The organism is Desulfomarina profundi, assembly GCF_019703855.1.
Lineage (GTDB): Bacteria > Desulfobacterota > Desulfobulbia > Desulfobulbales > Desulfocapsaceae > Desulfomarina > Desulfomarina profundi.
The window spans coordinates 1139125-1164029 of sequence record NZ_AP024086.1 but is presented as its reverse complement, the minus strand read 5'-3'; the positions used below and the strand labels follow the sequence as shown (position 1 = coordinate 1164029).

Annotated in this window: 18 protein-coding genes and 5 pseudogenes; 12 read left to right on the top strand and 11 right to left on the bottom strand. The window is 45.1% G+C overall.

Features of this window, described 5'->3' with window-relative positions:
• Positions 1–91: 91 nt before the first annotated feature.
• Positions 92–1081: a methylmalonyl Co-A mutase-associated GTPase MeaB gene (meaB, locus tag LO777_RS05405; RefSeq protein WP_228856520.1), complete on the top strand. Its 990-nt coding sequence runs from the start codon at positions 92–94 to the stop codon at positions 1079–1081.
• Between the two features lie 57 nt (positions 1082–1138).
• Here the strand turns inward: meaB and LO777_RS05400 are convergent.
• The 8 genes and pseudogenes from LO777_RS05400 to LO777_RS05365 all read right to left on the bottom strand — a co-directional run bounded on the left by LO777_RS05400 (position 1139) and on the right by LO777_RS05365 (position 10930).
• Positions 1139–1656, bottom strand: a pseudogene (locus LO777_RS05400) (gamma carbonic anhydrase family protein).
• A 467-nt stretch (positions 1657–2123) separates the two neighbouring features.
• Positions 2124–4096, bottom strand: a pseudogene (locus LO777_RS20945) (pyruvate carboxylase subunit B).
• Between the two features lie 39 nt (positions 4097–4135).
• Positions 4136–4342, bottom strand: a complete 207-nt coding sequence (locus tag LO777_RS05390) for a hypothetical protein (protein WP_228856518.1) — start codon at positions 4340–4342, stop codon at positions 4136–4138.
• Between the two features lie 290 nt (positions 4343–4632).
• Positions 4633–4917: an antibiotic biosynthesis monooxygenase family protein gene (locus tag LO777_RS05385; protein ID WP_228856517.1), complete on the bottom strand. Its 285-nt coding sequence runs from the start codon at positions 4915–4917 to the stop codon at positions 4633–4635.
• Between the two features lie 40 nt (positions 4918–4957).
• Positions 4958–6501: pseudogene (locus LO777_RS20940) on the bottom strand (acyl-CoA carboxylase subunit beta).
• Between the two features lie 192 nt (positions 6502–6693).
• Positions 6694–7566: a succinate--CoA ligase subunit alpha gene (sucD, locus tag LO777_RS05375; RefSeq protein WP_228856516.1), complete on the bottom strand. Its 873-nt coding sequence runs from the start codon at positions 7564–7566 to the stop codon at positions 6694–6696.
• Positions 7567–7776: 210 nt separating this feature from the next.
• Entirely contained in the window at positions 7777–8934 is a 1158-nt protein-coding gene (sucC, locus tag LO777_RS05370; RefSeq protein ID WP_228856515.1) for an ADP-forming succinate--CoA ligase subunit beta, read from the bottom strand.
• Between the two features lie 100 nt (positions 8935–9034).
• On the bottom strand, positions 9035–10930 hold the full coding sequence (locus LO777_RS05365; RefSeq protein ID WP_228856514.1) for a propionyl-CoA synthetase: 1896 nt from the start codon (positions 10928–10930) through the stop codon (positions 9035–9037).
• Positions 10931–11806: 876 nt separating this feature from the next.
• Here LO777_RS05365 and LO777_RS05360 point away from each other — a divergent pair.
• Both LO777_RS05360 and LO777_RS05355 read left to right on the top strand, forming a co-directional pair.
• Positions 11807–13047, top strand: a pseudogene (locus LO777_RS05360) (acetyl-CoA hydrolase/transferase family protein); the annotation flags it as partial.
• Positions 13048–13056: 9 nt separating this feature from the next.
• The gene (locus LO777_RS05355; protein ID WP_407929120.1) at positions 13057–13689 is read left to right on the top strand and encodes a GNAT family N-acetyltransferase; all 633 of its coding nucleotides are present in this window, start codon (positions 13057–13059) and stop codon (positions 13687–13689) included.
• Between the two features lie 135 nt (positions 13690–13824).
• On the opposite strand, the gene LO777_RS05350 is transcribed toward LO777_RS05355, so the two are convergent.
• The 3 genes from LO777_RS05350 to LO777_RS05340 all read right to left on the bottom strand — a co-directional run bounded on the left by LO777_RS05350 (position 13825) and on the right by LO777_RS05340 (position 18251).
• On the bottom strand, positions 13825–14484 hold the full coding sequence (locus tag LO777_RS05350; protein WP_228856511.1) for a site-2 protease family protein: 660 nt from the start codon (positions 14482–14484) through the stop codon (positions 13825–13827).
• 334 nt (positions 14485–14818) lie between these two features.
• The gene (gene acs, locus LO777_RS05345; protein WP_228856510.1) at positions 14819–16852 is read right to left on the bottom strand and encodes an acetate--CoA ligase; all 2034 of its coding nucleotides are present in this window, start codon (positions 16850–16852) and stop codon (positions 14819–14821) included.
• A gap of 85 nt (positions 16853–16937) precedes the next feature.
• Positions 16938–18251 carry an L-lactate MFS transporter gene (locus LO777_RS05340; protein ID WP_228856509.1) on the bottom strand — a complete coding sequence of 438 codons (1314 nt, stop codon included), beginning with the start codon at positions 18249–18251 and terminating at the stop codon, positions 16938–16940.
• A 1109-nt stretch (positions 18252–19360) separates the two neighbouring features.
• Between LO777_RS05340 and ffh the strand changes: the two are divergent.
• From ffh to LO777_RS05295, 9 genes and pseudogenes are all read left to right on the top strand, one after another.
• Positions 19361–20715, top strand: a pseudogene (gene ffh / locus LO777_RS05335) (signal recognition particle protein).
• 119 nt (positions 20716–20834) lie between these two features.
• Complete coding sequence (rpsP, locus tag LO777_RS05330; protein WP_228856508.1) at positions 20835–21083, top strand: 30S ribosomal protein S16; 249 nt, start codon at positions 20835–20837, stop codon at positions 21081–21083.
• 1 nt (position 21084) lies between these two features.
• Positions 21085–21315: a KH domain-containing protein gene (locus LO777_RS05325; RefSeq protein ID WP_228856507.1), complete on the top strand. Its 231-nt coding sequence runs from the start codon at positions 21085–21087 to the stop codon at positions 21313–21315.
• Positions 21316–21328: 13 nt separating this feature from the next.
• A complete protein-coding gene (gene rimM, locus LO777_RS05320; protein ID WP_228856506.1) occupies positions 21329–21898 on the top strand; it encodes a ribosome maturation factor RimM in 570 nt (189 codons plus the stop codon).
• Entirely contained in the window at positions 21895–22668 is a 774-nt protein-coding gene (gene trmD, locus LO777_RS05315; protein ID WP_228856505.1) for a tRNA (guanosine(37)-N1)-methyltransferase TrmD, read from the top strand. The genes rimM and trmD overlap by 4 nt, the downstream gene beginning before the upstream one ends.
• Positions 22655–23221, top strand: coding sequence for an RNA methyltransferase (locus LO777_RS05310; RefSeq protein ID WP_228856504.1), 567 nt, complete (start codon positions 22655–22657; stop codon positions 23219–23221). The genes trmD and LO777_RS05310 overlap by 14 nt, the downstream gene beginning before the upstream one ends.
• A gap of 206 nt (positions 23222–23427) precedes the next feature.
• Positions 23428–23781 carry a 50S ribosomal protein L19 gene (gene rplS / locus LO777_RS05305; protein WP_228856503.1) on the top strand — a complete coding sequence of 118 codons (354 nt, stop codon included), beginning with the start codon at positions 23428–23430 and terminating at the stop codon, positions 23779–23781.
• A 62-nt stretch (positions 23782–23843) separates the two neighbouring features.
• Complete coding sequence (locus tag LO777_RS05300; RefSeq protein ID WP_228856502.1) at positions 23844–24491, top strand: ribonuclease HII; 648 nt, start codon at positions 23844–23846, stop codon at positions 24489–24491.
• Positions 24484–24852 carry a YraN family protein gene (locus LO777_RS05295; RefSeq protein WP_228856501.1) on the top strand — a complete coding sequence of 123 codons (369 nt, stop codon included), beginning with the start codon at positions 24484–24486 and terminating at the stop codon, positions 24850–24852. Before LO777_RS05300 ends, LO777_RS05295 begins: the two co-directional genes overlap by 8 nt.
• Positions 24853–24905: the final 53 nt, after the last annotated feature.

Here is a 24905-nt window from a genome sequence, read left to right as displayed (position 1 = left end):
ACTCCTCGCATGCTGCCGGGCCTGTATTGTCTTTTTTCTTCTCCTGGATCCACTACAGATCCAGGAAATTATTATTTCATCACAGATCATTATGCTCAAAGACGCCCGGGACTATGTGGATGGTGTACTGAGTCACAACAGATTACAGCTGGCGCGAACCATTACCCTCATCGAAAGCACCCTGCCTGCCCACCAGGAACTTGCTAGAGAAATCGTTGACAAGCTTTTACCTCACACAGGTCAGGGTATTCGTATCGGCATAACCGGTGTGCCTGGTGCAGGAAAAAGTACCTATATCGAAAGTTTTGGCAATATGCTGACCGAACTGGGACACCGGGTGGCGGTTCTGGCCATTGATCCAAGTTCCACAAGAAGCGGTGGATCTATCCTCGGAGATAAAACCAGGATGGAAAAGCTCGCCATTAACGAAAATGCATTTATCCGCCCCTCTCCGTCTTCCGGCACCCTTGGCGGTGTAGGCAGAAAAACGAGAGAAACCATGCTGGTCTGCGAGGCTGCTGGTTATGATGTTATTATCATAGAAACCGTCGGAGTCGGGCAATCTGAAACAACCGTTGCGTCCATGGTTGATTTTTTTCTTGTCCTGCTGATTGCAGGCGCAGGCGATGAACTCCAGGGAATAAAAAAAGGTGTTCTTGAAGTGGCGGATGCCATTGTCATTAACAAAGCAGACGGAGATAATGTAAACCGTGCGGAAATGGCTAAGAAGGAATATGAAACTGCCCTCCACATGCTGATGCCCACAAGCCCCAACTGGACTATCCCCGTTCTCACATGCAGCTCCCTTGAACATCGAGGAATAGATCGAATATGGGAAACAATCCTTGAACACCGTGATAAACTGACTGCATCCGGAGAGATGGCGGAAAAGAGAAAAATCCAGGCTCTCGAGTGGATGTCATTTCTCCTCGACGAAGGCTTACGCCAGTGGTTCTACTCAACCCCGAAAATCATAGAAATTCTGCCACAGCTTCGTCACCTGGTAGCAAAAGGTAAAACCTCTCCGACAGCAGCGGCCGATACCCTGCTGGCCCACCTGAAGCGCGAATCTGATTCATGAACTCCTTTTACCTAAATCCTGCAATTGGCAAGTTTGTCGGAGTGCAGGATTTAGGTTTTAATCCTTCTCCTTATACCATCCTGAATATTTGATATAATTATTGGCTATTCTCTCAATCTCGCCGGAGATAAGTTCCTGACTGATATCTTTCACCTTCCTGGCGGGGATTCCGGCGTAAATAGTACCAGTTTCCACACGGGTTCCCTGTGTAACCACTGCTCCTGCAGCAATTATCGTATTTGACTCAACCACACAATCATCCATAACAATGGCACCCATCCCTATCAGAACATTATCGTGCACAGTACAACCATGAACAATTGCGTTATGGCCAATGGATACATTATTACCAATATTGATGGGGAATTTTTTGTATGTTGCATGTATGACAGCCCCATCCTGTATATTGACCTTATTGCCAATTTTGATGTAATGCACATCCCTCGAATCACCGCGTTGTACCATATGGAACACTGGTCCCCTATTTTCACCTCTCCCACAACCACTGAATTTTCTGCAAAATAACAATCTTCTCCAATTACTGGCTGGTGACCGTTTAACTCTTTCAATATCATGACATACCTCTTTTGACTCATTCCGAGATCTTAGAATTGAATATGGACTGGCTTTTGGAGTTAATCTCTGTTAAAAACGGAACATCCATCCGGAAGCCGTACCTCTGTCCATAATAATCACTGCAACTGATCATGCACCAATTCATACAACAGGCATGTTATATTTTTGAGTTAAATATCCGCATGAAAAGCTGTTGAAAAGAGAATACGGTTTCCGGGTGGACATCTAGCAAACAACCTGCATCCCAACCAGCATTTCTCATCAGTTCAGGCAGTTCCGTTTTCTTTTCTATTTTGTCGGCAAACAAAAGTTACTTCAATTTACCGCCAGGCAATTTAAACCTCCGAAAACTTGGATCTGACGCTCCTGTATTGATAAGAAACATGGACTCATCGCATGATTCAACTACAAAAAAGCGTGAGGAATTTTTCAATTCTCCACGCTTTTTTTACACTCAGTACAGATTTCAGCCGATAACACAAAGAACGGCACCTTTCGCAACACTGTCACCAGTGCCGAATTTAACCCCTTTTACCACTCCATCGGCAGGCGAGGCCAGCGCATTCTCCATTTTCATGGCTTCAAGTATCACAACCGTATCTCCTTTCTTGACTGTGTCTCCCTCTCCGGCAACATATTTTACAATCATGCCTGGCATTGGGGCAAGAAGGAGTGTTCCATCCGCTTCATCAGTAGTATCCGGCACAGGCTCCTTTACCGCCTGTGCCGAGGCCGGTGCTGCTGCAGGGGCGGGAGCGGCAGGCACTGCCGCCGGAGCAGAAGAAGCAGGCGCTGCTACAACCTGAAAATCACCGGTTGGATCAACCTCCACATTAAAATATTCATTGTCAACAAAGACATTAAATGTCCGAAGTGCTTCTGATTTCTCAGGAGTGTCACCTTTTCTTTCAATCAACTCACCAGCAAGAGCCTTTTTAATCAACTCTTCTCTTTTCTTTACATCCTCAAGAGTAATCGGCTTGACACTGTCAGGAGCTTCCGACTTGCCATATTTCCATTCCAGGAATTTTTTACCTGTTACAGGAAACTGGGCATAGAGAATCAGATCATCCAAATCTACAGCTAAATCACCTATCTCTTCTTTCGCCTTTTCAAGTTCGGGCTCAAGAACTTCAGCCGGACGGCAGGTGATCGGCTCCTCACCACGCGGATATCCCTTCAAAGCCTTTTTCTGCAGCTCCGGGTTAATCGGCACCGCAGTCTTTCCATAAAGACCATAGCAGAGATCCTTCACCTGTCCGGTGATCATTTTATATCGTTCATCGGGAGTATCATGGAGAACATTGTTGACCGTCTGCACCCCGACGATCTGGCTTGTAGGTGTCACAAGCGGAATTTGACCGAGATCTTTTCTTACTTTCGGCAATTCCCTGTAAACCTCATCTATCTTATCAAGGGCATCCATTTCTCTCAACTGATTAACCAGGTTGGACAGCATACCCCCGGAGTCTGGTGCAGCAGAACGTTAATATCAATAATGGAAACTTTCGAATCATCAAGCAGGTGCTTGTATTTGGGTAAAATTTCCTTTTCAAAAATCTCATTGATAGCAGCAAGTTTTTTTATGTCAAAACCGGTATCCCTGTTGGTGCCAAGCAGGGCCATTACCAGGGGCTCAAGGGCGGCATGGGAAGTCCTGTAGGCATAGGGTGTCATACAGGTATCAATAATATCAACTCCAGCCTCAATAGCCTTGAGGTGTGTCATCGGCGACATGCCGGAGGTAAAATGACTGTGGAGATGGATAGGAATCTTCACAGCTTTTTTCAATGCCTTGATCAGCGGATAGGCATCATATGGTGCCAGCAGACCTGCCATATCCTTAATACATACCGAATCGGCACCCATGGACTCCAGATTTTTTGCCCGATCAACATAGTAATCAAGATTATACACCTCTCCACCCAGTCGAGGTTCCGTCAAAGTGTAACAGATACATCCCTGGAAATGTTTCCCGCATTGTTTAATCTCGGAAACCACGGTTTCAAAATTACGATAGTCATTCAGGGCATCAAAGGTTCTGAACACGTCCATACCGTTTTCTGCCGCCCTCTCCACAAAAGCACGGGCCAGATCATCGGCATAATTTCTGTAGCCCACAAGATTTTGAGCCCTCAGGAGCATGGAAAACGGTGTTTTCTTAATATACCGCTTCAGTGTACGCAATCTTTCCCAGGGATCTTCATTAAGAAACCTGTGCATAGTATCAAAAGTCGCACCTCCCCAGGTTTCAATAGCCCAGAATCCCACCTCGTCCATCATTTCAGCAACAGGGATCATGTCTTCCGTACGCCCCCTGGTTGCAAACAGGGATTGATGTCCATCACGCAGGGACAGATCCATTATCTTTACCGGATTTTTTGCCTTGGGTCTGTCCGCTGAATACTCCAAAGGCGTCATTTTTACTTGATCACTCATCCTGTTTCTCCTATCGCCTGATCATTTTTTTTATTTTTTTTAAATGCGAGTAAACACTCTTAACTGTGTCAGCCTGCGCATGGTCATAATCTCCTGACGCCCACTCAGGCCCCAGGGACTCTGTCCAAAGCCACCGGCTCTTTCAGGATTTTTCTCCTGTTCGGCAGCTGTTGCCGCTTCCTCTTCCAGGTAAAGACTCACGGCTGCCATTGCCGCAGCCATCTTTTTTTTTTCCTTTCCTGTCATTCCTTCACCCGTTGTTTTTGCAAAAAACAGTAAATCACCCTTTCAGATTCCGGGGTATCTCCTATTTTTCATATTTTCGCCATCAAAAAGGACAACTCTTTACCATTAACTGGATCATGACGATTTCGTGATTTTGTCTTAATTTTTAATCTCCATGCCAAAATACACTCAGTCAGCTGGCCCATGGATAAAGTTCAAGATAATTGAAAGTATTCACAAGGATCCAGGCTACATCACCATCGACATTCACGGATTCAGGGCCATAGCAAACATTGTACAAACGATATCCATCAAGTACTGTACATTGCATACTCGGTTTCCCTCCCGAGAAGTGTATCAATTTGGCCCTGGATTTCAGTTCTTTTCGGATTGTTAACCCATTCATTCCAGTCTTCGACTGAACGCCATGTACTGATAACCAAACACTCATTCTTGTTATCTATCCTGCTCAGGGTCTCGCCCGAAATATATCCTGGCTGTTCCAGAGTGAGGGAACGGAGTTTTTTCAGCAACATGGTCAGTTCGAGGATATTGTCGTCATTCACAGTACGTTGAATTATTATTTTTACAGTCATTTTTTATCTCCTGAATTATAAAGAACTCTCTCTTTGGAAATTATAGTGGAATATTACCGTGCTTTTTCATTGGATTGACATCACGTTTATTCTGCAGTAACCCCAGCGCCTTTATAATCCGTCTCCTCGTTCCTGCAGGCTCTATGATATCATCAATATATCCACGGCGAGCAGCAATATAGGGATTGGCGACGGTCTCCTGATACTCTTTTTCCTTTTCTGCCAGAAATGCGGCACGGTCTTCAGCTCTTGCGGCTTCACGACCATACAACACACCAACAGCGCCTTTAGCTCCCATAACAGCGATTTCACCACTGGGCCAGGAGTAATTGATATCGCCACGTAAATGCTTGGATGACATGACACAATATGCACCACCATACGCCTTTCTTGTAATAACCGTAACCTTGGGAACAGTGGCCTCGGCATAAGCATAAAGAATTTTTGCGCCATTTCGTATCACGCCACCATATTCCTGCACCGTTCCCGGCAGAAATCCGGGTACATCCACAAAAGTGACAACCGGAATATTAAAACAGTCACAGAATCTGACAAATCTCCCACCCTTGACCGAGGAATCAATATCAAGAACTCCGGAGAGATGTTTAGGCTGATTAGCAACAATACCGACACTCATGCCGTTATAGTGAGCAAAACCTACAATGAGATTAGGAGCAAAATTTTCCTTTATCTCAAAAAACTCACGGTTATCCACAGTCTGAAGAATCACTTCCTTCATATCGTATGCCGCATTCGGGTTTTCAGGAATGATGGCATTCAGACCGGGAGCAACACGTTCGACTGGATCGCTGCACTCCACAACCGGGGATTATCCATGTTATTCTGGGGGAGAAAGGTGAGCAATTTACGGATATAAGCTATGGCATCCTCACCCGAAGGTGCAGGATAATCAGCAACACCACTCCGACTGGAATGCATGGCAGCCCCACCAAGCTCCTCAACAGTCACTTCTTCATGGGTTATGGCTTTGACAACCTTGGGACCTGTGAGGAACATATAAGACTTGTTCTCCACCATGATAATGAAATCAGTGAGTGCAGGTGAATACACTGCTCCCCCGGCACATGGCCCGAAAATGGCTGAAATCTGGGGAACTACACCAGAGGCCATGACATTTCTCTGGAAAATTTCTGAATATCCAGCCAGACTCTCAATTCCCTCCTGGATTCTGGCTCCTCCGGAATCATTCAGGCCAATCACCGGTGCTCCGTTTTTCATGGCCAGATCCATGATTTTGCAGATTTTTTCCGAAAAAGTCTCAGAAAGGGAGCCACCAAGAACTGTGAAATCCTGCGCAAAAACATAAACTATTCGACCATTTACAGTACCGTGCCCGGTAACAACACCATCACCTGGGAACACTTTGTTCTCCATGCCGAAATCCCGGCACCTGTGGGCTTTGAACATATCAAATTCTTCAAATGATCCTTTATCCAACAGTAAATCGATCCTTTCCCTGGCAGTCATACTGCCTTTTGCATGCAGCTTGTCGATTCTCTCTTGGCCACCTCCCAATTTTGCCTTTTCCCTCAACTTATGGAGGTGATCCAGCTGGTCATTCATTTTCATACCATCTCCTTGAAACGAGAATAATCCTCAATAGGTTTTCACGTCTGAATCAAGTTAAATTTATTTAATAATCCAGAGTGCAACAGGTACCACTGCCGCAGTCGGGATTTTCATTACCTGTTGCACCCGAAGGATTTAAATACCCGAAGGGTATGAACGGCTGAGTTTATCCTGTGCGGTTACTGTTCAGAAAACATCCTTACACAGTTTTCCGAGACTGCCCAGATCCTCACAGACATGAATGCCACTGTCCCTCATGGCCGAAATTTTCGCCTCGGCAGTACCCTGACCACCACTGACAATTGCTCCTGCATGACCCATACGACGCCCTGGAGGAGCAGTTATTCCCGCTATGAAACCGACCACCGGTTTATCCATATTGTCTTTAATCCAGGCGGCAGCCTGTTCTTCCGCATTCCCGCCAATTTCCCCCACCATGACAACCGCTTCAGTGGCAGGGTCTTCATTGAACGCTTCCAGGCAATCAAGAAAATTGGTTCCGTTCACCGGATCCCCACCGATTCCTATGCAGGTTGTCTGTCCAAGTCCTACTTCGGTCAATTGATGAACCACTTCATAAGTAAGAGTGCCGGAGCGGGACACCACTCCCACCGGTCCTCCCGGGGTGTGTATCGGCCCGGGCATAATCCCTATTTTGCACTCACCTGGAGTAATAATTCCAGGACAGTTTGGACCAATCAGCCTGGTGGTTTTTTTCAGCTCCAGATAATTTTTAACCTTCAGCATGTCCATAACAGGGATACCTTCGGTTATACAGACAATGAGTTCAATATCGGCATCAATTGCCTCAAGAATCGCATCAGCGGCAAATGGTGGCGGTACAAGAATCATGGACGCGTTGGCACCCGTACTTGCCTTGGCATCCTTGACGGTATTAAAAACAGGTACACCACCCATTTCCTGACCACCCTTGCCGGGAGTCATACCGGCCACAACATTCGTGCCATATGCGATACATTGCTGTGTATGAAACTGCCCTTCCTTTCCAGTAATACCCTGTACAAGAACACGGGTTTGAGAATTAACAAAAATGCTCATTTTTTTCCTCTAGGTAGTAAGAGTACATCAATATTTTAATATATTGTATTCAAGCCGGTCGCTGGATATTTTCCACAGTCCTTCGCCTGCACAGAGAACGCTGCACCTGTCAGCATCAATCAGTAGAAGAAGAGACCGGTCTCGAATTAAAACCCAACAGGCAACAGTTCCTTCCCATATCAATATCGCCTGTTTCATTCCGGGTTGAGATTACGACACTAGTTCTGCAACCTTTTTGGCTGCATCGGCCAGATCCGTTGCATTGATCAATTTCAGGCCGGATTCTGCCAGGATTCTCCTTCCCTCTTCAACATTTGTCCCTTCCATCCGTACAACAACCGGAACCGACAACTTCACTTTTTCAGCCGCCTGGACCACACCCTGGGCAAGGACATCGCACCTGAGAATACCACCGAAAATATTGACCAGTATTCCCTTTACCTTTGAGTCACTCAGGATGAGACGGAATCCGTTTTCAACCATTTCCGCGTTTGCTCCGCCTCCTACATCGAGGAAGTTTGCAGGATCAGCACCCGCCTGCTTAATAATATCCATAGTGGCCATGGCGAGACCGGCACCGTTCACCATATTGCCAACATTACCGTCGAGATTTATATAATTTAGATTGTATTTCGCCGCTTCGGCTTCCGTGGGATCGTCTTCATTGGGATCATGCATCTCAAGAACATCGGGATGCCTGTATAATGCATTGGAATCAATATCCATTTTTGCATCAAGTGCAATTATGGAATTTTGATCTGTGACGATAAGAGGATTGATCTCCACCAGGGAACAATCATAATCAACAAAAAGATTGTACAGATTTTTCAGAATCCCGGAGAACTCTCTCATAAGCGTCTTATCCAGTTCAAGACCAAACATCACCTGGCGAAGATGGTGCCCCTGGATCCCTGTCGTCGGATTCACAGGTACTTTGACTATTCTCTCCGGTGTTTTTTCTGCAACCTCCTCGATATCCATTCCACCATCCTGGCTGGCAATAATCGTTATGCAGGCTGTTTCACGATCCGGAATTATTGAAAGATAAAGCTCTTTTTCAATACCGACACCTTTTTCAACCAGGACTTTCTTGACAAGCCGACCTTCAGGCCCGGTCTGCTTTGTGACCAGGGTCATACCAAGAATGGCATCAGCGGCTGCAACCAGTTCATCATCTGTCCTTGCAATTTTAACACCGCCACCTTTTCCCCGCCCACCTGCATGAATCTGGGCCTTTACCGCAACCGGAAGACCAAGCTCTTTGACAATTTCCTTAACCCCATCAACACTATCACTTACTCCTCCTTCAGGAGTTGGTACGTGATATTTTCTGAATAACTCTTTTGCCTGGTATTCGTGAATCTTCATAAACTGTACCCATACCCGGGACCGGAACGACATCCGGTCCCTTTGTTGAATTAAGAAAAAAACGCAATTACCACACTGGTAATTGCGCTATCCGGCACGTCTACTTTTTCACGTATCCCATCTCTCTCAATGTATCTGTGATTTCATCGAGAATTACAGGATCGTCAATAGTTGACGGCATATTATAGTCTTTATTGTTGGCAATTGACCGCATGGTCCCACGAAGGATTTTGCCGGAACGGGTCTTAGGCAGTCTCACCACCTGAGTCGCCTCTCTGAAACAGGCAATCGGCCCTATGGACTCACGAACCATCTTGACCAGTTCATCCTTGATTTCGACAGGATCTCTTGTAACACCTGCTTTCACAACAAAAAATCCCACAGGCAACTGCCCTTTCAACTTGTCATCCACACCAAAAACAGCACATTCCGCGATATCAGGATGATTGGCAATTATTTCTTCCATGGCTCCGGTTGACAGACGATGTCCCGCAATATTGATAACATCATCCATACGTCCCATGACATAGACATACCCGTCTTCATCTATATATCCACCATCACTGGTTTCATAGTATCCGGGGAAAGTAGTCATATATGATTTCACAAACCGCTCGTCATTGCGCCACAGGGTAGTCAATGTCCCCGGAGGCAACGGCAGTTTAACAACAATATTGCCTTCCTGTCCGGCCGGCAGTTCCTTTCCTTCGTCGTCCAGAATTTTCACATCATATCCCGGCATCGGCTTGGTCGGTGAACCTTCTTTCACAGGTAATTCCTCAATACCACGACAGTTCCCGACGATAGCCCATCCGGTTTCCGTCTGCCACCAGTGATCTATAACAGGAACCCCGAGAAGATCTTCCGCCCAGTGCAGGGTATCCGGGTCTGTTCTTTCCCCGGCAAGATAGAGACATTCAAAGCATGATGTATCATATTTTTTAAAGAGCAACCCATCCGGATCCTCTTTCTTGATAGCCCTGAAAGCTGTAGGCGCAGTAAAAAGAGCCTTCACCTTATGCTCGGATATGACCCTCCAGAATGCACCGGCATCAGGTGTACCAATAGGTTTTCCTTCATAAAAAACTGTAGTGGAACCCTGAAGAAGCGGACCGTAAACTATATAAGAATGTCCCACAACCCAGCCGACATCAGAAGCAGACCACCACACCTCTCCCGGATTTATATCGTAGAGGTTTTTCATGGTCCAGTAAAGGGCCACGGCATGACCGCCATTATCCCTGAGAACGCCTTTGGGCATTCCTGTTGTTCCCGAGGTGTACAAAATATATAGAGGATCCGTAGCATCAACTTCAACACAATCGGCCGGCTCACTCTTTTCCATCATCTCATTCCAGTCAAAATCACGTCCGTCTATCATATCGGCTTTGACAAAATCCCTCTGAAACAGGATGACCTTATCGACCTTATGGGTTGACTGCTCAATTGCACTGTCCACGAGTGGTTTGTAAGCCAGGTTCTTCACACCCTCAATGGCCCCGGATGCAGTTACAATAACTTTCGGCTGAGCATGGTCAACCCTGATGGCCAGCTCATGGGGAGCAAAACCGCCAAAAACCACAGAATGAATGGCTCCCAGCCTTGCACAGGCCAACATGGCTACCGCTGCCTCAGGGATCATCGGCATATAGATTACAACCGTATCCCCCTTGCCGACACCCATTCCTTTCAACACTCCGGCAAAAGTGGACACCTGATCAAGGAGTTCCTTATAACTGATTTTCCTTATGGTGTTCGTGACAGGGCTGTCATAAATAATTGCCGTCTGATCTGCCCGTCCATTTTCAACGTGTCGATCAATGGCGTTGTAACACGTATTCATCTTCCCCCCGGGATACCATTTGTAAAATGGCGGGTTGGATGAATCAAGCACCTTGTCATACTCCTTATACCAGGTGATATTTTTTGCAGCCTCCGCCCAAAACTCCTCAGGATTATTAATACTACTTTGAAACACAGCATCAAAACTAGTCATAATCACTCCTTTTCAGTCTGAATTTTAGTCCACTCACCAGTCTCCACTGCTCTCTATAACGCAAAGAGGAGCAGAGTTCAAGAACAATATTAACATTGTTACTCTGACCAAAAAAAGAGTTTCCGCCAACTATAATTCCATATTATTTATTTTATAGTTATTACTATATGTTACAGATTACACTTAAATATCACTACCAATAGTAAGACCCTCATGAAACACTAAATAAAATCTATCGTTTTTTCAAAATAATACACTTAATCTACTGTTTTTATGATATTTTTAAGTTTATATTTTGGTTTTACACAGCAATAAAAAGAACATTGTTACACATAATAATGGTCAATTCAAGAGCAAGTTGGTATTCAAAAGCGAAGGTATTCGCCTCACCATGCAAACATTTTAATGGCATTTGACCCGCATTTTCCATGAACCTTGTGTCAATTTTAAAAATAACTATTAAATCCAACCAATGAATCAACCATCAATGATCGAATAAAATATACACAATGTTCACACAAGGTCAGTCCGGGCGACACCACCTTCTACAGTATTCCGACAGTAAATACAGGCCACTATAAATTACAGCCAGGCAAGCGCAGGCTCCGGGAACTTTGAAGCTGACGCCGCCTGAACTGATGAGAAATGCAGATGAGGTGGCAGTATAATTTCAAACAACATCAACACCTTCATTTCAGATTCTCTGATTGCAGCAAAAACTGATTGAGAATGCACCAGTCCTGATTATACTATGACCAGAATTCAGCAATTCAAAATTAATCAAATGCTCACAGCAGAAAAACAGACTACACAGACTTTACAACTCAGGGATATCCCTTGATATAATTCTTTCCCCATAAGACCAAAGGAACAATAATGCCGAACTCCGATTACTGGGCAGATACGTACATTGAAAAAAAGACATCACCCTTGAAAGCTATCGAAAAAATCCGCTCCGGCCAGAGAGTTTTTATTGGATCGGGCTGCGGAGAACCGCAGATTCTTGTACAGATTCTGACAGAAAGGGCCAATCACTTCAGCGGGCTGGAAATAGTCAGACTCCTCGGCCGGGAAACTGTTTCACTTACTGCCATTGCCGACAAAACCAGGGATACAAGTCTTAATATTCGCTCAATCTACCTTGGGTCCACCAGATCCGAATCAATAGCCAGACAGCAACGCTTTGTCACACCGATGAACATGTCTGACGTCCCTGCCCTGTTTACAACCCGCAAACTCCCTCTGAATGTTGCCCTGATCCAGGTATCTCCGCCGGATGACTTCGGCTGGATGAGTCTCGGTATTTCGGTTGATGTAACTCTGGCGGCAGCGAGATCCGCTGAATTTGTCATCGCTCAGGTAAACCCCAAAATGCCCCGGGTGATGGGACAGAGTTTTATCCATGTCAACGATGTAAATCTCATAGTAGAACACGAAGAGGAACTCCTGTCTGTCCCTCCCTCCAAAGAGCCATCCGAACCCGCCCAGAGAATAGGTCATCATATCGCCAAGTTGATTGAGGATGGCTCAACCCTGCAGATTGGACTTGATGCTGCGTCCCAGGCCACTCTCCAGGGTCTTTCTGACAAAAATGACCTCGGCGTGCACTCCCAGTTCCTCACTGATGACATCATGTCACTGTACGCCAGGGGTAACATAAACAATCGCAAAAAAGGATTTAACGATGGAAAAATGGTTGCTTCCATGGCCATCGGCAGTGCCGACCTCTATGAATTTCTAAACGACAACCCGGCGATTGACTTTCACCCTTCAGACTACGTCAATGATCCCTTCATCATCTCCCGCCACAATAGAATGGTATCAATGAATGTTGCCAGAACCATGGATCTTACCGGTCAAGTTGTTGCAGAAGCTGCTGCATCTACTAGATTTGCGGGTGTTTCTGGAATTCCCGACTTCGTACGTGGTGCCAGGCGATCAAACGGCGGCAGATCAATTCTGATGCTTTTTTCCGCATCTGAAACAGAAAACGGCCTTGAATCCAATATCGTTCCACATATAGTTGACACTATAGTCGTCGTTCCCAGGGGGATGTTCACTACGTGGTAACTGAATATGGTGCAGTCAACCTGTTCGGTAAATCAATCCAGGAAAGAGTGGTGGCAATGATCACTATCGCCCACCCCCAATTCCGGGAGGAGTTGTTTGAAAAAGCCAAAAAACTCGGCTATATAGGACCAGAAAGGAACCTTGGTGAAGCGGCCAGGGCCGTATATCCTGTTCAGTTGGAAAGCACAATTAACATTGACGGAGAAAAAGTCACCATCCGCCCGGCCAAACCTGTTGATGAAAGAAGAATCCAGGAACATTACTACAGCCTTCCCAAGGAGGATGTCCTCTCACGTTTCTTCTGCCAGAAAACAATTTTTGGTCGTCCAGAAATGGAGTCACGCTCCAATGTTGACTATATAAATGACCTGACCCTTGTCGCGGTTGTGGGAGAATTTGGTTTCAGCAAGGTTGTTGCCGTTGCCGAAAGCATGAAACTCAAAGATATCAACATGACGGAGGTTGCCTTTTCCGTATCCAAGGAGTATCAGGGCAAGGGACTGGGCAAGATATTCCTGAAAAAACTTGCTGCCGCCGCCAGGGCAAACGGTGTGTCCGGACTGATGGCCTACACCTTCCCCAGCAACAAAGCCATGATTTCACTCTTCAAAACCCTGCCATACAAGGTTAAAACAAGGTACGAGGACGGGGACCTTATCTTGAGCTGTAAATTCAATGAACTGGCATAAAGAAGAAAGCAGTATTCTTACTGTACATTGCCCTTGCATTATGCCCTCCTGTCATTGAACCCGTCGATGCAATTCACAGCACTCGATGGGTTCAAATATCAGTGTGTATCATCGGGTATTCTCGGGATCCGGTTGTTAAAAATCAAGGGTGAATTTCATCAGAGAAACAACAATGGGATTAACAAGTGAACTGACTCCCTCCCACCCTGAGAGCCTGATCAGGCCAAATCCACCGATCAGTAGAAATGGCCCGATTTTACAGAGCCAGTGTTTCAGCCTGTCAAAAGTGTGATTATCGGGGAAAAAAGCAAAAAGGAGCGACGAACCCGGCAAAGGAGGTACAGGCAGCAAACCATAAACCGCCATTGTGATATTCACTGCGACCATTGAGGAAAAGACCTTATCCACAAATCCAAAATTTCCAAGTATCCACGAAAGACTGGCTGCTATATTTGCCAGAAGGATATTGGCAAGAGGACCAGCCAGCCTGCTGATCACAAGAGACAATCGCGGGTAGTTTTTAAATTTATTTGAGTTTATCTCTATCTCCTTCACCCATCCAAATCCTGCAACCAGAAAACAGAGCATTCCCGGAATGGACATATGAAGAAAAACATTGAAATGAAACCTGTCTTTCACATCAGTTCGCGAATCCCCGAGAAAAGTTGCGAGAAAAGCCTGTCCTTCTGCATTGACAATAATCGCTGCCATGATTGCAATTACAAAAATTACCGTACTTTCTGCTGTCAGGTTTGAATAATCAAGAAGGTACGGCAAATAAAAATCATTTTCCATAATTGTCCCGAAAATATGACTACCACAAAGGCTCAGCTACTTGCGCCCTGTGGGAATTTATGCCCTCAGGACAAAAAAAGAATGAAAATCCGACTGCGGCAGAAGTACCTTCTGTAGCGGATTCTCAGACATATTTCTCAGTTCACAATGTTTTCCTTTTTACTCTTTTTTACCGAAAATATCTACTGTTGCCCCCATAACATCTGAAAAAACAAAAAAAAAGGGAATCCCACAACAGGATTCCCTTTTTGGGAGAGTGGACTACTAAAGATACAACTTCCAGTCCGGATTTCCCGACCGGTACCAGACCGTTCAGAAAATCCGGGGAACAGGTTTATTCACCAACCATATTCTGAATCTCTTCTACAATTTCAGGATTGGCCAGAGTCATAACATTTCCGACATCACCTCTGTTAGAGATGGCACCGAGAACCCTTCTCATGATCTTACCGGAACGGGTCTTTGGCATATCAGGTACAATCCAGACATTCTTACACTTAGCAATCTTACCAATCTGGAAGGTAATCGCATCAGCAATTTTCTGCTGCAGCTCAGGAGTTGCCTCATATCCAGGCTTGAGAGATACATACAGTTCCGGCTCCTTACCTTTAATCTCATGATTAACAGGCACAACAGCAGCTTCTGCAACTTCTTCAACAGTAAGGGCTGCCGATTCAATTTCCTTGGTACCAAGGCGATGACCCGAAACATTGATAACATCATCAATACGCCCAAGAATCCTGAAATAACCATCTGGCGCCTCAACGGCCGCATCACCTGTCAGGTATGGCCAGTCTCGCCAGTCCTTGCTGTTTGGATCCTTATTATACATAGAAAAATAGGTGTCAACAAAACGATCCCTGTCACCCCAGATGGTCATAAAACAACCCGGCCACGGATTCTGAATACAGATATTACCGGCCTTTCCGGAACCGCTTGGCAGAACCTCACCATTTTCATCGAAAATGATCGGATGAATGCCAGGAACACCAGGTCCGGCGCTGCCCGGTTTCATACCCTGAATACCAGGTACGGTACTACAGAGGAATCCGCCAGTCTCAGTCTGCCAGTAAGTATCAACGATTACGGCCTTGCCTTTGCCGACTTCACGCTCATACCACTTCCATACCTCCGGCTCAATGGGTTCACCAACGGTCGTCATATGCTTGAAATTGTAGTCATACTTAGCAGGCTCATCCGGACCGATCTTTCTCAGTGCACGAATAGCAGTCGGTGCAGTATGGAAAATGTTCACATCAAGTTCCTGAGCAATACGCCAGGATCTGCCGGCATCCGGATAAGTGGGAACACCTTCATAAATCACGGAAGAAGCACAAAGCGCGAGCGGGCCGTATACAATAAAGGAATGTCCGGTGATCCAGCCGATATCAGCCATACACCAGTAAACATCCTCAGGATGTATATCCTGGATATACTTGGACATGGCCGTTACATAAGAAAGATACCCTCCTGTACTGTGCTGACATCCTTTGGGCTTCCCGGTTGTCCCGCTTGTATACATCAGGAAAAGCGGATCTTCGGACAACATCTGTTCCGGCTCAACACGAGCTCCGTAATACTTTTTCAACTCATCATTTACTACAATATCACGACCTTCCACCAGAGGTGAATCAGTTGACATTTTTCCCGGGTAACGCTGCCAGATCAACAGCTGATCAACCTTCTGCCCGTCAGCGGCGGCCAATTCACATGCCTCATCATCAACAGCCTTATGATTCAGCAGGTTACCGGCACGATAATAGGCATCCATTGTGATCAATACACGGCTTTGAGAGTCAACGACACGATCCGCACAGGCACTCGCAGAAAAACCACCGAATACCACCGAATGAATAACTCCAAGCCGTGCACAAGCAAGCATTGTTATGGGCAGTTCGGCTGACATCGGCATATGAATTGTGACCCGGTCACCTCTTTTCAGTCCGGCCGTGTCACGGAGAAGTGCCGCAAATTCATTAACCCTGACATAAAGTTCCTGATATGTCACATGCTGAACCCTCTCCTCTTCAAGCTCGGGAACAAAATGAATGGCCGTTTTATTTTTATTATCCTTCAGATGCCTGTCAATACAATTATAGCTGGCATTCAACTTACCACCTTTAAACCATTTCCAGCACGGAGCATCACTGGTATCGAGGACCTCATCCCAATATTTGTACCAGGTAAGAAGTTCAGCAAACTCTGTATAATAGTCCGGGAAATTATCGAGACTGAATCGCTCAAATATGGATTCATCTGTTAAATTAGCCTGCCCGATAAAGGTCGGGGATGGCATATAATAATCCTCTTCCTGCCAGTGTACAGCAATTTCAGCTTCTGAAGTTTCAACAACATTCTTTTCACTCATGAAAATAACTCCTTATACATGGCTTTATAAATTCGAGTCCATTACAGCAAACCCATTCTCAAAAAACCGGATATCTTCTCCGGATTTAAGCTGTGACTTCCTCTCCAGGTGCTTCTTCCGTGTGATGCATTGGTCGCCTGGTCATCTGGGCCAGTATGACACCTGCAACAAGCAGTGCGCCTGAGAGATAGAACGCATAATTGAGACTGCCGGTTACGTCCTCAATGGTACCAGCAAGCCTGGTAACAAAAACACCAAGACCCCAACCGATAAAAACGAGGCCGTAGTTCATACCAAGATTTTTAGGACCAAAGAAATCAGCAGTAAAAGAAGGCATGAGTGCCAACCCGCCACCATATTGCCAGTAAGCGATACCAACCGCCAGGAACAGCAGTGCTACACTTTGAGACTGGATGATATAAGGCAGGGAAAAGAGACAAAGTGCTGATACGCCACAGTTAAGACAGTAAGCATTCAAACGTCCGATTTTATCTGAATAGAATCCTGTCCCGACACGTCCTGAGGCGTTAACAAGACCACCAAAGGAAACAAGAATCCAGGCATTAGCCGCAAAAAACGGCATGTTCTTGGCAGCTGCGACCATCAACCCTTTTGCATTTCCAATAATCAGCAGTCCGGACTGGGTTGTCAGAATAAACATAACGACGAGAGCATAAAACTGCCATGTTTTAACAACTTCAGCAGGATCCCAGTTAGTAATTGTTGATCCAGCAGTAGCGACATTACTCCCTTCCAGCGACGGTGGTTTATACCCTTCCGGCGGGGTTTTCAGTAACTGTCCAGCGATTACAACTACAACAGCAAAGAAAACTCCAAGACCGATAAAACTTCCTGTTATCCCGTATTTGTTTATGAGATACTGACCAAGTCCACCAATATACAGTGCTGCACCACCGTAACCACCAACAACGATACCGGCAATCAGACCACGTTTGTGGGGACCGAACCATTTCAACGCAGCTGGTGTAGGGGCAGCGTAACCAATTCCCATTCCAATTCCGCCAAGAACACCAAAACCGAGAATAATTCCGGTATAGCTTTTCATAAGACCGGCAACAATACATCCAACGGCCAGAGTCAAACCACCAAGTGTGGCGCCGAATTTCGGACCAAGTTTATCCTGAATACGTCCACCGGGAATCATCAGGAGAGCAAAGATTATAACACAGATGGAAAACGGTGTAGCCGCCTGAGCGTTGTTCAGATAGGCCCATCCGGCATTCATTCCGGTCATGATTTCACCAGCCTTATCAACATTCACAAGAGCTGACTTCCATATACTCCAGGCGTAAAGAATACCTAAACAGAGGTTTATTGACATACCGGCAAAAACAGTTACCCATGCTTGCGCCGGAACTGATTGATTCTGTTGTGACATCTGTATCTCCTTTTAGGATAAAAATAATGACATGATCAAACACCTGCTCCTGCATCGGCCCAATCTTAAATGTTCAAGTCTTTCGTAACAAAACAGGTGATTGTTTGAGCGCACAATAAATTGCCAATTCATTCCTCGCTGCTGTCTTATGCAATTCCCTCCTTTTCAATTTAGTTAAATGGACTGTGCAGGAAAAAACTATCCGTACCGAACAGTAAAATTTGAAATACTAAATACCATTTTGGAACTGAAGTCGACATATCAGTTTTATTTATCAAATATTTAAACAACACTCAAGTCAAAAAACAGAATGGATGGACATTCGTCATTCATTTTCAGGAATTTAATTATCATTCTCATCAACGAAGACAAAAACCGCCCGACAGGACTTTTATCAGACTGTATTTACGTGCTTTTTTAAATGATAAATAAAAAGAGTCTCAAAAATTTCAACATCATTACATGTAATCAAAGCTGTTAATGCATACTCCGTAGGATGGACCTTTACGTTAAAGAAAGGTGAGCGAACGCTCAATCAACTAGACAGGACTCACGCTATTCCACGAATCCGGAATTTTTAGTAAAATAACACAGCATATTATATTACATGCAATAAGCTTCCCAGTTATCCAAAATCTTGAAAACTGCTTCACAATGATAGGCCAAAACAGCCGACAATCCAGACAAGCACTCCATTTATAAGTTATGCACTCTTGACAGATTCAGCGCTGATACAGGACAGAAGAGCACAGATGCGTATTGTTTCAAAAAATCAAACACAACTTTTATTTTCAAAAATTATGGTACCTACTCTTCAAAATCGAAGCGACAGGCAAATTAGTTTACAATTCCAGAATGTTACAAATCAGTACTATATAATAAATTTGGTTTTCATAAATTTTAACGACTATCTTCACGTTCCCTGCTTGACATAGCTGTCAATACAAAGTATTTTTCTTCTTTTTTGGGTTCAGGATATCAGAAATCTGCCATGACTCTGTCGGCAGGTCGAAATATATGAAAAGATATGATATTTCATTCCTCTGAACGGGGTAGAAATAAAGCAGAATTTTATGACGATCTCATTAAAACAATTTGCTGTATAAATTATGTTTGAAAATCTAACTGACAGGCTCGAGGGAGTTTTCAAAAAACTCAGAGGGCATGGAAAACTTACGGAAGAAAACATCAAAGACGCAATGCGGGAGGTGCGTGTTGCTCTCCTGGAAGCTGATGTCAACTTCAAAGTCGCCAGGGATTTCGTCACAACAGTAACGGAAAAGGCGATTGGCCGGGAAGTTTCCAAAAGTCTCAGTCCTGGACAGCAAATAATCAAGATTGTTCACGAAGAACTGGTTTCTCTTCTTGGGGGTCTGCAGAACAGATCCAGCTGGATGGCAGACAACCTGTCATTATTATGATGGCCGGCCTGCAGGGTTCAGGTAAAACCACCACTTCCGGAAAACTCGCCTCCATGCTGAAAAGCAAGGGAAGAAAACCTTTTCTTGTCCCTGCAGACATCTATCGTCCTGCCGCCATAGAGCAGTTACAGGTTCTTGGAGATCGTCTGAATATACCGGTATACCCTTCAACTCAGGACGTCAAACCGGTTGACATTTGCAGACAGGCAATAACTGAAGCTGCGGCACATGATTATGATACCCTTATTATAGATACCGCAGGTCGGCTCCACGTGGATGAGGAGCTGATGGGAGAATTGAGAGAGATCCAGACAGCAGTTCCTCTGACTGAGATTCTTTTTGTTGCAGATGCCATGACCGGTCAGGATGCGGTTACTGTTGCCGACAAATTTAATCAGGATCTTGAAATTACCGGTGTAGTGCTCACAAAAATGGAGGGTGATGCCCGGGGTGGTGCTGCTCTTTCCATTAAGCATGTTACCGGAAAGCCGATCAAGTTCGTCGGCGTCGGTGAGGGGTTGGATGCTCTGGAGATTTTTCATCCAGACAGAATTGCTTCCCGTATTCTCGGAATGGGCGATGTCCTGACTCTCATTGAAAAGGCAGAAGCGGTTGTTGACAAAAAAGAAGCAGACCGCCTGGCCAAAAAACTGAAAAAAAATCAGTTTACCCTTGAAGATTTTCTGGACCAGATTCAACAGATCAAAAAAATGGGGTCGCTTGAACAGATTCTCGACATGGTGCCGGGCATCAATAAACTGAAACAGTTAAAAGACGCACCAAAACCTGACGAGAAAGAGCTCATCAAGACTGAAGCAATCATTCGTTCCATGACCCTTCAGGAAAGAAAAAACCATAAAATCATCAACACCAGCAGAAGAAAACGTATCGCGGCAGGTTCCGGTACTGCAGTTGCTGATGTGAACAGAGTATTGAAAAGTTATTCTCAGATGCTCAAGATGATGAAAAAAATTCGCGGCAAACCGGGTGCTTTTTCCGGTCGCAAACGAAGAAAATTGCCCAAGGGCATGAAAAGAAGATAGTTCCCTGGTAAAACAGGATGTAAACGAAGCATGAAAATCAGAAATGAAGTTTGAACTCCACGTTGAAACGATGATTTTCATATTTAAGTAAGTGTATAATAACCGGAGGAGTAACCGGAATGGCAGTTCGTATTCGACTCACACGACTTGGCAAAAAGAAAAAACCTTTTTATCGTATTATCGTTGCAGACAGCGAAGCCAAGCGTGACGGAAAATTTCTTGATATTTTAGGCACATACGATCCTTTGCAGGACCCTGCAGAAGTTAATATCAATGAGGAAAAACTACAGGAATGGCTTGGCCGTGGAGCATTGCCTACAACAACGGTAAAAAGCCTTATAAAAAAAGCAGTAGCTGCCGAGCAGTAATATGCAGGAATTAATCGGGTGTATTGCCAGGTCGCTTGTCGATAAGCCTGATGAGGTCAAAGTGAACCTTATCGAAGAAGATGACTCGGTAACTATTGAGCTGACAGTTGCCCCCGAAGATCTTGGCAAGGTCATCGGGAAACAGGGCCGAACAGCCAGAGCCATGCGCTCTCTGCTCTCTGCCTCAGCTGCCAGGTTTGATAAACGGTCCAGGCTGGAGATTATCGAATAAACGGATTATTCAGATGACACAGGAATTTTCTTTTCCTACCCAGGACTTCATACTCCTGGGAAAAGTTGTGAAGGCTCATGGTATGCGGGGAGAGTTCAAGATGGTGTCTTTTTCTGGGCAACCCGAGAACCTCAGCGCATACAAGGAGTTGATCCTCGTTGACAGGAAAGGAACGATGTCCCCTGCCCTTTCAGTTATTTCTACTCGTAACAAGGGTAAAATGGCGATTGTTCATCTGGAATCCATTTCTGATCGTACCAGGGCCGAATATCTGGAAGGCATGGGTGTGCTTCTGGCCAGAAAGGAACTTCCCGCACTCAAAGAGGATGAATTCTACTGGCATGAAGTCATAGGAAAAAAGGTGAATGACCTCACAGGTGTTTTCGTCGGTACTGTTGGAAATATCTTTTCCAATGGAAAACAGGACATTCTGGTTATCCATGACGGTGAAAATGAGATTCTTGTACCGATAACCAGGGAAACTATTGTTGCTGAAACCGGAGAGGCAGTCACTATTGATCCCCCTCCCGGTCTTCTTGAACTTTACAGAAACAGTGCCGGGAACGGATATCCTCCCGAATGAGATTCGAGATACTGACAATCTTTCCTGATCTTCTTTCTTCCCCCCTGGGGGAAGGAATACTCAGAAAGGCTCTGGAAGAAGGACTTATTGAAGTAACCTTTAGAAATCTCAGGGATTTCACCTTTGATCGTCACAATACAACTGACGATCGGCCTTTCGGTGGCGGAGAAGGGATGGTGATGAAGGCTGAACCCCTTGCATTGGCCGTTGAACAGGTAAAACAAAATGCCCCGTCATCCAAGGTTATTCTGTTAAGCCCTCAGGGTGAGACATATAACCAGGTGATCGCAAGGGAGTTATCCCTTGAAACATCACTTGTACTCGTCTGTGGGCGATATGAGGGAGTTGACGAAAGATTCAGGGAACGATTTGTAGACAGGGAAATTTCCCTGGGAGATTACATTCTCACTGGTGGTGAGCTGGGAGCTATGGTGTTGATCGATTCCATTACCCGACTCCTGCCGGGTGTACTTGGCTGTTCTGATTCTGCCGAAAAGGATACCTTCAGCAATGGACTGTTGAAGCATCCACAATACACCAGGCCACGTGTCTTCAGGGAGATGGAGGTACCTGAAATTCTTCTTTCAGGAGACCATAGTCGAATCGGTGAATTTAGATTTGCAGAATCGGTTAAAAGGACTGTTGAACGGCGTGCTGAAATGATCAGAGAAAAAAAATTCAGCAGTGATGAACTGAAAATTTTAAAGAAATACGATCTTTACGAAAAGGTCAGGACATTGCAACAGGGAAAAGCACGTGTACAGGGGTGAAACAAGTCTGCATATTGCTCTTATTCACCATCCCGTGCTGAACAAAAAAGGTGATATTATCGGTTCAGCCGTGACTAATCTAGATCTTCATGATATAGCACGGGTCGCAAGAACATATGGAGTCAGCAGGTATTATATAGTGACACCCTATTCAGATCAGCAGAATCTGGTCAGAGAAATGCTTGACCACTGGCTGACAGGGCACGGTGGCCAGTATAACCCTGCCAGAAAGGAAGCTTTGAATATTGTCAGGGTGGCCGACAATCTGGAACATGTGCAGGAAAATATCGAGAAACGGTTTAGCCGGAAACCTTTTCTGGTCTGTACCAGCGCAAGAAAACAGAATTGTTCTGTATCGTACAGTGAGGTAAAAAAAGAGATCAACAGTAATCACCCTGTTCTTCTACTGTTTGGAACAGCCCATGGCTTGGCGCCAGAACTTTTGCAACGGGCTGTTCATGTTTTACCACCAATTACCGGAGCTTCAGATTACAATCACCTTTCGGTGCGGTCAGCTGCATCAATTGTAATAGACAGATTACTAGGAAACTAAATCCAGCAGGGCAAGAAAATAAAAAAATCATCTCACACAATCGAGGAGCTGAAAGAATAAACATCTTTCTTAACATTCAGATTAGATAAGGAAAATTCAATTTCCAAAGATGGCCTGTAGAGGAACAACCCTTCCGTGGTTGGAACTTCAGATAAATTTTACTGTAAAAAAGCAAAAACATTACCCTTTAACCGAAAAAAAACATTATGAGCACAATAATCGAAAAAATAAATCAGGAACAGATGCGACAGGACATTCCAGAGTTCCGTCCGGGGGACACTGTAAAAGTACATATCCGCATTATTGAGGGCAACAAGGAAAGGGTACAGATTTTCCAGGGAGTCGTGATCAAGCGCAAACGTGGGTCCATGGATGCGTCGTATACCGTCAGGAAGATTTCCCATGGAGTCGGCGTCGAAAAAACCTTTGCAGTTCACAACCCTCGTATTGAAAAAATTGAGGTTGTAACCAGAGGTCGTGTTCGTCGATCCAGACTGTACTACCTCCGCGAACGCAAAGGAAAGGCCGCCAGAATCCGGGAGCGTGGTTATACCCGCTGATTCAACTATCTGTCTGTCTCCACAGTCGTTCAACTGTGGAGACAACTTTTTTGTACATTTGTATGACAGACAGCCTCCTGACACCCTCTCCATTTGGTGATGACAATTTCCGGATCGAAAGATTGCTCTATTCCCGAGGTCTTGCAGGTGTAGGTGGATGTGATGAGGTAGGTCGAGGCCCTTTGGCTGGCCCCGTTGTTGCAGCCTGTGTCATACTCCCTCCTGAATGTGATCATTCTCTTTTTCAGGACTCAAAAAAACTCAATCATTCCAGACGAATAGAGATAAATCAATTTCTTTTTGAAATTGACGCGCAGGTTGGGATTGGTCTTGTCAGCGAAAAGACCATTGACAGGATTAACATTCTTCAGGCTTCACTCCTGGCCATGAAACGAGCGGTACTTAACCTCAAAGCAGCCGGCTCAACCCCTGATTATCTCCTGATTGACGGAAAATTTCCTGTGCCGATCGATATCCCCCAGGATTGTTTTATCAAGGGCGAATCCAAAAGTGCCTCCATTGCGGCCGCCTCGATCGCCGCTAAAATTCATCGGGACAATCTGATGGAAAAGCTGCACGATCATTATCCTCTCTACAATTTTAAAAAGAACAAGGGGTATCCCACCAAGGAGCACAGAAAGATGCTTCTTGCCCATGGACCCTGCCCTGCCCACCGTTTCTCCTTTAAAGGCGTTATCCCCCATGACTGACAGAAGAATTCAGACAGGTCGGTCCGGAGAAAGTGAGGCGACCCTGTTTCTAGAGAAAAAGGGATACACTGTTCTTGAAAAAAACTATCGTAGAAAATTCGGCGAAATTGATATCATCGCCCGCAAAGATGATTATCTTGTTTTCATTGAAGTGAAGACAAGAACAGGTCACTCCCACGGTAATCCGTTAGAGGCTGTTACAGTAAGGAAACAACGACAAATCAGTCGGGTTGCCCAATGTTACCTCACGGAAAAACAACTCCATGATACCGCAGCCCGTTTTGATGTTGTTGCAGTTAATATGACAAAAAACAGTGCACCGAAAATAGAGCTCATTGTTAACGCGTTCGATCTCTGCTGAAGTAAGTGATCAGGGATGTTAATACTTCTGCGCCCTTAAAACCTCGCATATCC